Source organism: Blastomonas sp. CCH1-A6, from assembly GCF_001556365.1.
In the GTDB taxonomy this organism is placed as follows: domain Bacteria; phylum Pseudomonadota; class Alphaproteobacteria; order Sphingomonadales; family Sphingomonadaceae; genus Blastomonas; species Blastomonas ursincola.
Genome location: NZ_LSIS01000394.1, coordinates 22,779 through 33,428 on the forward strand (window position 1 = coordinate 22,779; position 10,650 = coordinate 33,428).

12 protein-coding genes and 1 pseudogene are annotated in these 10,650 nt (G+C 60.4%); 6 read left to right on the forward strand and 7 right to left on the reverse strand.

Translation table 11 applies throughout. From position 1 onward, the window contains the following. Position 1 precedes the first annotated feature (1 nt). Genes virB10 through AX735_RS18000 form a run of 6 tightly spaced genes read left to right on the forward strand, consistent with a single transcriptional unit; the run spans position 2 to position 6,091 of the window. Positions 2 to 1,270, forward strand: coding sequence for a type IV secretion system protein VirB10 (virB10, locus tag AX735_RS17975; RefSeq protein WP_059153601.1), 1,269 nt, complete (start codon positions 2 to 4; stop codon positions 1,268 to 1,270). Continuing rightward, positions 1,267 to 2,259 (forward strand): P-type DNA transfer ATPase VirB11, encoded by a 993-nt coding sequence (gene virB11, locus AX735_RS17980; RefSeq protein ID WP_066282970.1) that lies wholly within the window; start codon positions 1,267 to 1,269, stop codon positions 2,257 to 2,259. Before virB10 ends, virB11 begins: the two co-directional genes overlap by 4 nt. Continuing rightward, the gene (locus tag AX735_RS17985) at positions 2,237 to 4,138 is read left to right on the forward strand and encodes a type IV secretory system conjugative DNA transfer family protein (protein WP_059153602.1); all 1,902 of its coding nucleotides are present in this window, start codon (positions 2,237 to 2,239) and stop codon (positions 4,136 to 4,138) included. Before virB11 ends, AX735_RS17985 begins: the two co-directional genes overlap by 23 nt. After that, positions 4,128 to 5,312, forward strand: coding sequence for an LPD7 domain-containing protein (locus AX735_RS17990; protein WP_020819804.1), 1,185 nt, complete (start codon positions 4,128 to 4,130; stop codon positions 5,310 to 5,312). Before AX735_RS17985 ends, AX735_RS17990 begins: the two co-directional genes overlap by 11 nt. A 39-nt stretch (positions 5,313 to 5,351) precedes the next feature. Further along, positions 5,352 to 5,801 (forward strand): hypothetical protein, encoded by a 450-nt coding sequence (locus AX735_RS17995; RefSeq protein WP_021245547.1) that lies wholly within the window; start codon positions 5,352 to 5,354, stop codon positions 5,799 to 5,801. A gap of 59 nt (positions 5,802 to 5,860) precedes the next feature. After that, positions 5,861 to 6,091: a hypothetical protein gene (locus AX735_RS18000; protein ID WP_020819802.1), complete on the forward strand. Its 231-nt coding sequence runs from the start codon at positions 5,861 to 5,863 to the stop codon at positions 6,089 to 6,091. Here the strand turns inward: AX735_RS18000 and AX735_RS18005 are convergent, their stop codons facing one another. The 7 genes and pseudogenes from AX735_RS18005 to AX735_RS18035 form a co-directional block, all read right to left on the reverse strand. Next, a complete protein-coding gene (locus tag AX735_RS18005) occupies positions 6,092 to 7,135 on the reverse strand; it encodes a relaxase/mobilization nuclease domain-containing protein (protein ID WP_021245546.1) in 1,044 nt (347 codons plus the stop codon). Then, positions 7,122 to 7,673 (reverse strand): plasmid mobilization relaxosome protein MobC, encoded by a 552-nt coding sequence (mobC, locus tag AX735_RS18010; RefSeq protein WP_021245545.1) that lies wholly within the window; start codon positions 7,671 to 7,673, stop codon positions 7,122 to 7,124. Before mobC ends, AX735_RS18005 begins: the two co-directional genes overlap by 14 nt. Positions 7,674 to 7,864: 191 nt before the next feature. Then, positions 7,865 to 8,890: a ParB/RepB/Spo0J family partition protein gene (locus tag AX735_RS18015; RefSeq protein ID WP_059153603.1), complete on the reverse strand. Its 1,026-nt coding sequence runs from the start codon at positions 8,888 to 8,890 to the stop codon at positions 7,865 to 7,867. Then, the gene (locus AX735_RS18020) at positions 8,887 to 9,645 is read right to left on the reverse strand and encodes a ParA family protein (RefSeq protein WP_197524567.1); all 759 of its coding nucleotides are present in this window, start codon (positions 9,643 to 9,645) and stop codon (positions 8,887 to 8,889) included. The genes AX735_RS18015 and AX735_RS18020 overlap by 4 nt, the downstream gene beginning before the upstream one ends. Positions 9,646 to 9,675: 30 nt before the next feature. Further along, entirely contained in the window at positions 9,676 to 10,023 is a 348-nt protein-coding gene (locus tag AX735_RS18025) for a hypothetical protein (RefSeq protein WP_228168057.1), read from the reverse strand. Positions 10,024 to 10,032: 9 nt separating this feature from the next. After that, on the reverse strand, positions 10,033 to 10,284 hold the full coding sequence (locus tag AX735_RS18030) for a helix-turn-helix transcriptional regulator (protein ID WP_059153604.1): 252 nt from the start codon (positions 10,282 to 10,284) through the stop codon (positions 10,033 to 10,035). Positions 10,285 to 10,392: 108 nt separating this feature from the next. Beyond that, a pseudogene (locus tag AX735_RS18035) lies at positions 10,393 to 10,584 on the reverse strand (single-stranded DNA-binding protein); the annotation flags it as partial. Positions 10,585 to 10,650: the final 66 nt, after the last annotated feature.

Consider the following 10,650-nt stretch of genomic DNA (forward strand, 5'->3'; position numbering starts at 1 on the left):
GATGGCTGCGAACGATCATGACAATGCGCCGCATGGCGACAACATCATTTCGCAGGGCGAGACGGTCGAGAACCGGCCCCTTGCGTCGGAGCCGGTGCCCGATCCGGAAGACATTGAGCGGCAAAGCGAGCGCCAGGCGAAGATTGCCGCCCTGCCGAACAGGTCGATCGACCCCAAAAAGGCGGTCGTTCTCGCTGCGGTTGCCTGCGGCGCGATCGTGCTCGGTTTTAGCACCATCGACGCGATGCGGAGCGATCCAACCGAAAAGGCCGAGAAAGCGGAAAAGCCGGATGAAAGGCAACTCGCCAACTACGATCCGAAGTCAATCATAGCCCCAACGCTTGCCGATGCGCCGAATGATCCGAACGCCCCGGTGCCCATGACGGAAGTGCCGGCGCTTGATGGAAGCCAAGCGCCCCGCACGGGCGGCGCGAATGGCCGCCCCCAAAAGTCTGAGGGACAAGTCATCGCTGAGGCCCAACGCCGCGCCGGGATCATGGCCTATGGCGGCGAAAACGGCGGCGGGGTCGGTGGAGCGGTGGCAGCTGCCACCGGCCTGCCCATGGGCGGCGGCGCAGGAGGACAGGGCGCGCAGTTAATTGGTGCGTCGGCCGATGGGGATGGGCAAGGTGGATCGCGCCGGACCAATCTCGAAAACATGCGCCAGACCTCGCAAATCGATCGGGTGTCAGGCCGCGACATTGGCAACCGCGATATGCTGATCCTTGCGGGGTCGTTCATTCCGTGCGTGCTGCAAACCGCAATGGATTCCAGTCAGCCCGGATATGTCAGCTGCATCATTCCCCGCGACATTTATTCGGACAACGGCCGCGTCGTCCTGCTGGAAAAGGGAACGCGCGTCTTGGGCGAATATCAAACCGGCGTCCAGCGCGGCAAATATCGTCTCTTTGCGGTATGGAACCGCGCGGTCACGCCTCGCGGCGTGGCGATCGACGTAGGTTCGCCCGCCAGCGATGCGCTTGGCCGTTCAGGTATGGCAGGCGGCGTGAAGAACTTCTTTTGGGAACGCTTCGGGGCCGCGCTGTTGTTCAGCTCGCTCAACGATGCCGCCTCGATCGCCGCCTCGGAAGTCTCCGACGCGGATAATGTCACACGGGTTCCCAGCCAAGCATCGGACACGATTTTGCGGGACACGATGCAGATTCAGCCGGTGCTTCGCATCAATCAGGGCGCGGAAGTGGGGATCATGGTCGCGCGCGACTTCGACTTCTCCAACATCTACGGCCTTCGGCTTCGGCGCGGCCAATGAGCAATACGGCTGTCCTCGAAAACGCCTTGCTGCCGCTGCGCCCTCTGCTCGCGCGTGAGGACGTAACGGAACTGGTGATTAACAAGGCTGGCGAGGCGGCGATTGAAACGCGCGATGGGTGGTCCTGGGAGACATTGCCTGACTTCAACGAAAAGTCGCTGCTCGCGCTCGCGCGGGCAGCGGCGGCTTTCACGCATCAGGACATAAGCCAGTCCACACCAATCTGCTCCACAATCCTCCCCAGCGGTGAGCGTGTGCAGCTGGTTGTGCCGCCTGCTGTCCCTGCCGGCACGGTGTCCATCACCATCCGCAAACCGTCATCGGTGACGTTGACGATGGAGGACTTCGAGCGCGGTGGGCTGTTTAGCGAGACAAAGATCGCAACCCGGCAAGTCTCACCGCTCGATGTTGAATTGCGCGATCTGCTCGATGCAGGAAAACATGTCGAATTTTTCCAAAAGGCAGTTCAGGGCCGCAAAAATATCCTGATTTCGGGCGCTACCGGCTCGGGAAAGACGACGCTCTCTAAAGGGCTGATCCAGCTTATTCCGCCGCATGAGCGGCTGCTGACGATCGAAGACACGCGCGAATTGGTCGTTCCGCATCGCAACGTGGTCCACATGCTCTACGCGAAGGACAAGCAGGGCACCGCGAAAATCTCTGCAAAGGATCTTCTGGAATCGGCCCTGCGTATGCGGCCTGACCGGATACTGTTGCAGGAGCTGCGCGACGGCACCGCGTTCTTCTATCTCCGCAACGTCAACTCAGGCCATCCCGGCTCGATCACGACGATCCATGCGGACTCGGCCGAACTCGCGTTCGAACAGCTGACATTGCTGGTCAAGGAAAGCGAGGGCGGCGCCGATCTGGCCCGTGACGACATTCGCAGCCTGCTCAAGCTGCTGGTGGATGTGGTCGTGCAAACCAAGAAGGTCGAAGGCCGCTTTCGCGTGACGGAGATATATTTTGATCCAGAAAACAGGCTCTAACAGGCTCGCGCTGGCCCTTGTCCTCCTTCCGATCACACTGCTGCTGATCGGCCTGCTGACCGGGACGGTGGCGTGGTTCTTTCTCAAGATGCCCGCCGCGGCTTATGATCCGCTCAGGCTCCCCGGCTTCTTCTGGTATTACCGCCATGATCCTGTCGTGACCGAAGCGCTCTGGCGAGGCGCGGTCATAGGCGTGCCGCTGCCGGTGTTGCTTATGGCGATCGTCCTGCGGCCGAAAAGGAACCTTCACGGTGAAGCCCGCTTCGCGCGCGAAGGCGAAATCCGCAAGGCGGGCCTTCGCGCGAAAAAGGGCATTGTGCTCGGCCGCGTCCGCAACCGCTTCCTTATGGTGGGCAAGATGGAGCATGTATTGCTCGAAGCGCCTACCGGATCGGGCAAGGGCGTTGGCATCGTCATCCCCAATCTGTTGCAATGGCCGGATTCGGTTGTCGTGCTCGATATTAAGCGCGAGAACTATGAAATCACGGCGGGTTTCCGCCGCAAGGGCGGCCAAAAGGTTGTGCTGTTCAACCCTACGGACAGAGAAGGCCGCACAGCCCGCTACAATCCGCTTAGCTACATCAACAGGGCCGATCCAATTGAGGTCCTGGTCGAATTGCAGAAGATCGCCACGATGCTCTTCGTGCCCCCGGAGAAGGGCGAGGCATTCTGGACGGAATCAGCGCGCACGGCCTTTGTCGGCATTGCATCGTGGATCGCGGCCAAGCCTGAACGTCCCTTCTCGTTTGGCGAGATATACCGGACCATCACGATGCCGGGGATGAAGGCATTCTTCACCAAGGAAGCTGGCGATAGTGCACTATCGGAAGGGTGCCGCGCCGCGCTGAGCGATTTTACGTCCAGCGCGGACAACACATTCACCGGCATTATCCAGACCGTCACCTCCAAGCTCAATCTCTGGATCAATCCAATTGTCGATCGCGCGACGGCCGAAAGCGACTTTTCCCTGACGGACCTTCGCCGCATCCCGACCTCGATCTATCTCGGTGTCTCGCCGGATGAACTCGATAGGGTCGCGCCGCTCTACAATCTGTTTTTCCAACAGCTGATCGACCTCAACACGCGGCAACTGCCCGACGATGGTGAAAAGCTATCCGTGCTGCTCATTCTGGACGAATTTGCGCGGCTCGGCCGCGCCCAGGTCATTGCCAATGCGTTCTCCTATGTGCGCGGCTATGGGCTGCGTCTGCTCCCCGTCATCCAGTCCCGCTCCCAGCTGCGGAATGTCTATGGTGAGCATGGCGCGGACGAAATCGTATCAAACTGCGGGGTCGAAATTGCTTTCACGCCGAAGGAGCTGCGGGTCGCAAAGGAACTGTCCGAACGCCTCGGCTATCTTGGTCAGGATGCGGAAAGCCGGTCCCTGACGATACATGGATTGCTCGCCAATCGAAGCAAGACGATCTCCGAACAGCGCCGCGCGCTGATGCTCCCGCAAGAGCTGATGCAGCTGCCCGAAGACGATATACTCGTCATCCGGGGCGGCATCCCCGTCATTCGCGGGAAGAAAATCCGCTACTTCAAGGATGCCGTGTTCCGCTCGCGCTTGACGCCTGCGCCGGAAGTGCCGGCGCTGCCCAAGCCGGTCGCGCCGATCGCGGCCGTCGATGATCTGAGCGATGAAGAGCTGGCGGCTTTCAATGATTATTCCGCACTGGCCGATGACCAGGTGCAGGACATTCCCGAAGACGTTCTCGCCCTCGATCGCGATATGCCGAACCTGACAGTGAAGGACGGCAGCATGGCTTTCGATGAAATCAACTTCGACGACATTATTGGTCCCGACCCGACGAAAGAGGAGTGGGAAGGTCAGCGCCGGGATCTAGTTCTGAGTGAAGGAGAAGAATATGGCCGATAATGACAACAGCGAACGCCAAGCAAAGACGCCGCGCTCCTACGAAATTCTTGGCCCTGGGAACAGCAAGGAAACCTTTGCGAGATTCCCCGATGCCATGAAGGCATTTGCCAAGCTGGAAAACCAATATGACCACGCGCTGACGATGCAGAAAGGCGGAAAAACCGCTTATCTGGCGTCCACGGATTGGCGCAATGATGGGTCCACGCCGGTTGCGCAATATCTGACGCCGGCTGTCGAAGAGTATAATAAGGCGCTGAAACGCGGAGCGCCTGCCGACGAATTGCGCGGACACGAAAGCAGAGTGCGGGCCGACCTTAATGCGTGGCCCCGGCAAGCGAAGCGCGAAGCGGCTCCGACCGCATCGGCCGATAAATCGCTCAATATCCATGAGGGTGAGCGAGCCAGGGCGGAGAGCAAAGACGGTGCTGCGCCCGCGAAAGCTGAGGTTCCATCGAAGGCAGCGCCAAAGGATGACAAGCAAGTTGACGACACACGCTTGGCTCTGCCCACGCAGCTCGAACGCAAATATCTGCGCGTTGGGAATGATCTTTTCCGTAGCGGCCGCGATGACAAGCCCGATATGTCGATCAAGGGCCAAGACGGCATTCGCATCAACAAGGACTATGCCATTGGCGATGCTATCGCGATCGCGAAGCACAATGGCTGGCAGTCGATCCGTGTTCATGGAAGCGACGAATTCAAGAAGGCGGTCTATCTGGAAGCGGCGCGATCGGGGGTCGAAGTGAAAGGGTTCAAGCCGTCTGAACAGCTTAAACTTGAGGGAGAAAGGCTGGCGGCGCGAGATAAGGCCCGCGAAGCACAAGACCCGGCAAAGAGAGCGAGCATGGCAAAGCAAGACCCCTCAGAATCTCGTGCTGCGGCCGAACAGTTCCGGCGCAATTCGCATCGGGATAATGCGGCCAACCCGCAATTCAAGGCCGCGCAATCGCACGTCCTGGCGGCAGCGATCGAAGCGAAAACCCGGTTCACCCAAAAGGAAGACAGGGATCGCTTCATAGAGCGGGCCAAGGAAACTGTCGCCAAGCGTATTGAGGTTGGCGCGCCGGTCCCTGCTGCCCGTTTCGAGCAACAGCGCCAGAACGAGGCTACCCGCATAGCGCGCGAGGATTTGACGCTGCGCCAGCAGGAAAGGAAGCCGTCACGCTCGCGCTAAGTGCATGGCACATGCTTTTTGGAAACAGGAAACCGCACGATGAACATTCCCCGGCCTGATCCGGTGCCATCGAGAGGCGTGTCCGATCTCGATCGTCACATTGAAACCTTGCTTCGCGTGATTCATTCCAGAAACCTCGCTTGGTCTGATCTAAGCGAAGTGGGTAAACAGGTAGAACGCCCTCTGACGGACGTTGAGCAATTGCTTACAAATGTGGGCGACGACGCCCATGAAATCACCCTTGCTACCGAGACGATCATAACAGCCCTCAAGCTGCAACGTGATGCGCTCGCGATCCAAAGCTCTCGCCGTAGAGCACGCTTCGGCTCGATGCTCCTGCTCATGATCCCCGTGTTCTTCGTAGGTTTGATGATTGGCGCATCATACGGGATAGATGAAGGTCGGGCGCGGGAGCGTGAAGCCTTAAAGTATCCGATGATACCCCAGCTGTCCGTAGATCGTGGCGGGCTCAAAACTGACGGAAGGTAGAGCGGTGGCAGCTGCCACCGCTTGCGATCTCTTGATGGGCTATGGCCTCATGAGGCACGATGAAGAAATCTGACAGGGCAAAGAAACAAACCGCCAAGGTAATCGAGGCGGCTGCACGCGCCCATGAAGCTCTCGATTATTTCAACGGCAACGTCACAAATCCGTTCGATGAGTTAACATGGCCCAGTATTGCCGAAGGTTATCTTCTAGTCGCGCAGAAGGCGGTATCAGACGCCTTGGTCGCTTTGGAACGCGCAAACAGCGTTGGCTGGACCAAGCACGGCCAGTAACTATCGTCCTGGCCCTTCCCGCGAACGATCGCGGTTCCTAGATCGTTCGCTCTGCCGCTTCCGCTCCATCGCGGCTACCGATCGCTCATGAATTGTAGGCGTTCGCCCTGCCCCCACAAATTGCCGCACCTGGTCGGCAAGCTGGCGGTCAGCTGGATCGCTGCTTGCCTCAAGGCGCTTGGCGGCGGCTAGATAGCGGTGTTGCGTCTCAGTCCATGCCTGCCGCCCGCGCACCACGAAATCCGGAGCGGTGGACCGCCCCGCCAGCTGGTCTCGCGCGGCCGCAGTGATCTTCTGATTGGCAAACGGTGCAGGTGCGGTGCCGGCCATGTAGCGCTGCCGCATCCGATTCAGGGCCATGCTTTGACCAGCTCGGCCGACACCGCGCGCTGCGCGAGGCGTTGCCTCGGCAGTAACCCCCCTCGCCCGCAATTCCTCGGCAAAGCGCTCCCGGTAATGATGCAGCGTTTGAGGTCGCGGGTTGAAGCGTTTCCCCGTGTCACCGCGCGCTGCAACCGTCACATGCACGTGAGGCCGTGGTGTGTCCGTATGCAGCGCCAGGACGTAATCCCACTCATGCCCGATCTCGCTCCGCGCGACTTCGCGCACCGCTGAAAGAACCTTGTCGGGGTCTGTGCCTGCCGGCATCGAAAAAACCATGCTCACGGCGGCTACGGTAGAATTGTCACGCCAATAGACAGGATCGCCCCAATCGCGCGCCAGCGCCGCCCGATCTTCCTTGTCAGTCAGAATGTCGCCATCGCGCGTTTCAAGCGGCACATCGCCTTTTCGGCCGATATAGTCGAAATGCGCAGCCGCGTGGTTCTTGCCCTTCGGCCTGCCCGTAACCTTGACCATGACCTCCGGAGCACGGCTGACAATGCGAGCAAGCCGCGCCCGGGTGCTCCCGCCCTGGCCTGCTCGCCTCGAACTAAGCGAGCGCAGCAACATGTCGGCGCCGCGCCTGTTCGGGTCGCTGGTCAGCTTTGGTTTGAACAGCGCGGCGAGCTGGCCCGCCTCAAAGCTGCTGTCAAAGTCGCTCACCGGGCACCTCCCAATAGACAAGATCGGCCTTCGTGGCTGCACCGATACCTTCGACGGCCGCGCCGATCGCCGCGCGCAGGTCGTTGACCTTATGCAGCTCGCCGGCGATCTCCGCTGCATTGTCCGCCAGCGCCATCTTGTTCGCCGCTCGGGCGATCTGATTCACGTTGCGGCCAATGCGCTGTAACGCCTGACGGCAATTCAACAGCTCTTCGCGCAACTCGCGATCGACAGGCGCGGCAATGCCGATGTGTCGCCGCACAAGAGCCATCGCCCAGGTCGCCGGGGTCATGCGGCGCTCCTTTGCGCGATGGCGGATCACGGCCAGTTCGGTTTCGGTGGGCCGAAGATAAAGGCGGTGCTCGCCAGCGGCCTCGCGGTCGGCAACAGGCGCGGCCTCGATGGCCGCCCCGGACTGCCTGAGCACCGCGTCAACCAGCTGACGCATGAAGGGGCCGCGCCCTCCCCTCGTCTGCGCGAGCGCGTCGATCTTTGCGAGCTTGGCCGCCTCGATCTTGAAGCCCAGCGTCTTTTCCATGTGGGGTAGGTATCTCCCAACCGTGAAGCGCGATCCGATAGGATTGAGCGTATCGGTTAACATTAGCCGCCGCAAGGCTTATCCTGCCATAAAGTAGATACCTACCCCACAAACAAAAAGCGGTGGCAACTGCCACCGCTTCAAAATTCCACGCCGCCTCAATGCTGAGTGAACGTGGACGGTAAAAGCTATCAGAAGTCGAAGGTTTGGGGCGCAGCCTCGCCGTCGAACCGAACCGTGACCTGGCCGCTGAGAACAATCCCGCGACGGCCCTGAATGATGATGGCCGGTGCGTCGTTGGCCTCTTTCGGCTGACGGGGGGTGCGCGGCTTGTGATCGGAACGCTCGGCAAGCGCAGCGCCCTCCCCTTCCCGCTCGTCGTCGCCGGCATCCAGTTCGGGCCGCTCCCGACGCTCATCTGCTGCACTGGTGGCAGCTGCCACCGGCGCGCGCGATTCTTGGGGCAGCGCTGAATCGTCATTCGGTTTAGCGGCGCCGGCCTGAGCGCTCTCTTCATCGGGACCGCCTTGGAGCGTGGCAAGAAACTGCTCGCAGGCGGCGGCTGTCGGATTTTCATTCGTGACCACGAAATTGCGCGTGGCCTCCTCGTCCAGCTCGATCGCGTGTTTGATGGCGACGGCGGCGCGCGGAGAACAATTCTTCAACGCGGCAAGAATGTCCTCGGGCAAGGTGCGCAGCGAGTAGAGGCGCTTCACTTCCGAATGCGGCTTGGCGATGCGCGCGGCTAGATCCTTTGTCGAAAGCGTGTCACTGACGCGGCTCGCGATGAAACTGACGCGCTCGGCCAGACTTAGGGCTTGGCGTTGTTCGTTCTCAAGAAACTGGTCGAGGCCAATATCGCGTTCGGCGTCGGCCTGATCCAGAACGGTGTCGATCTGGTCGAAACCAAGCTGGCGGCACGCGCGGTAGCGCCGCTCGCCGTATCGGATGATGTAGCGGCCGTTCGATGTTGGCGCGACGACGATGGGTTGCAGCAAGCCGCGGTCCTTGATGGTCGCGGCCAGTGCATCAATCTCGGCCTGGTCGAACTCCCGGCGAACCTGCGCGGGGTCTGGATCAATGTCAGCGAGCGGAAGGCGCTGAAACCGCCCAGCTGCCTTGAACTCGGTATTCGCGGGGACGGCCGAAAAATCCATCGCGTCCATATCGAAGTCGGCAAAGCTCTTCTTCGCCGGTTTGACAGCTGCCTTGCTCATGCGGCTTCCCTCTCAGCTTGATCGACAATGTAGGAGACGACTTCGCGCAGGACCGGCGCGCTGCGGCGCGTATCCTTGGCAAGTCGCCACACGGGAATTTCGAGAAGGGCCGCCTCGCGCATATGCTCGCGGTGCGGGATGGTATGCGGGACAACATTGGCGGGTAGCGCCTGCCCGATCCGCTCCATGAGCATTTTAGACACTTCACTCGTCGTCTGCACACGATTGAACACGATCCCGAAGCGGGTTTCGTTGCCCTCCCCCCGAACCTTATTGGCAAGGCTGATGCTTTGCGAAATCTCGTTGAGCGATTGCCGTGCGGTTTTGTCGGGGTCTAAAGGCACCGCGACATAATCGGATGCGATCAGCGCCATAAGGTTGCGGCCATCCCAAGCCGGGGCCGTGTCGATCACGCAATAGTCGTAGTGCTTGGCAAGGCCGGCACGAATGGCGCGAACATAGGCGGCGATGTGCTGGCCCTGCTGCGGGCCGTCAGTCGTCAGTTCGACCACTTGCCTCGTGTTCTTGAAGCAAGCCAGCGCCGGAGGTTCCTCGACGGGGGCGAAGTCGAGTATCGACTGAACCGGCCCGATCTGCTCGAACTCGGCTTTCAGCATTCCGGCACTGTGGCATTGCTTGTCCAGGTCAAGGACCACGACACGCTTGCCCTGCTCGGCCAGATGCCACGCGATATGACAGGTAAGCGTGGTCTTGCCGATGCCACCGCGCTCATTAGTCACTACGATTGTTCGCATTGAGAATCCCTTCAATGGCTGCGCCACGGGCTACTTGTGCCAGCGGTTATGGGCGGCGCTATTTCCCGATCCGAAGCGATACTGCGACTGCATATACCATGGGTTCGGATCGTCATTCAGGTGAAGGCCCTTGCGCTTGCGACGCGGGCTGGTTGGTTCGGTCGGTGGATCTTTGCCGAAGATAGCCGCCAGCACGAAAGCTGCGACCACGGCCACGCCCCACCAGCCAAAGGCAGCGTGGGCCAGCGTGGCGACAATAAGAGCCACGATCAGCATGAGCGCGCCAGCTGCGATCAGCAGGATAAGCCACGCCAAAAGCATAGCCGTCCGTAGCGCGCTTGCTGCACGCCGGAGTTTGCTGACGATCTGACGGCGCATAGTGACCTCCTAAGCTGTGCGGCTCTCGCCTCGATCGGAGCCGATCAGCTTAGGGAAAGGCTGCTCCCTAAAGATGTTCGGCACTTGAGTTCGCAGTGCGTGGGACATTCGGAGCGCCGTTATCAAAGTGGCGTCCTGCCTGCCGTTCTCGATGGCGGCGACTGTTTCAGGTGAGACGTGAATCCTCGCCGCCAGCTCGGATTGCGTAAGTCCGGCAGCGATGCGCAAGCTCGCTACACGATTGAACAGTTTGGCCGCCACAAATGCCTCGCAAAATTAAACCCTATTATCGTTAGGGTCTATGAGAGGCATTGTCCACAAAAAAGGGCGGCCGCTAGGCCGCCCGTCTTATGGGGAAAGGGAGGGGGCTTAATCAGCCCCGCCCCTCGTCAGGATGCCCAGCCCCTCAGCGATCAGGTCCACCGAGTAGCGGGTTTCGCCATTGCTCTCGTAGCTGTTCTGGCGGACCCGTCCGGTGATGTGAACGAGGTCGCCCTTGCCCAGATCAGCGGCGCGCTCTGCCAGCTGGCGGAAGAACGTCACACGGTTCCAGTGCGTATCGGTCTTCCATTCAGGTCACGTCCGTCAATGAGGTGTAATTTGGGGTGTGGTCACCGGGCTGCATGG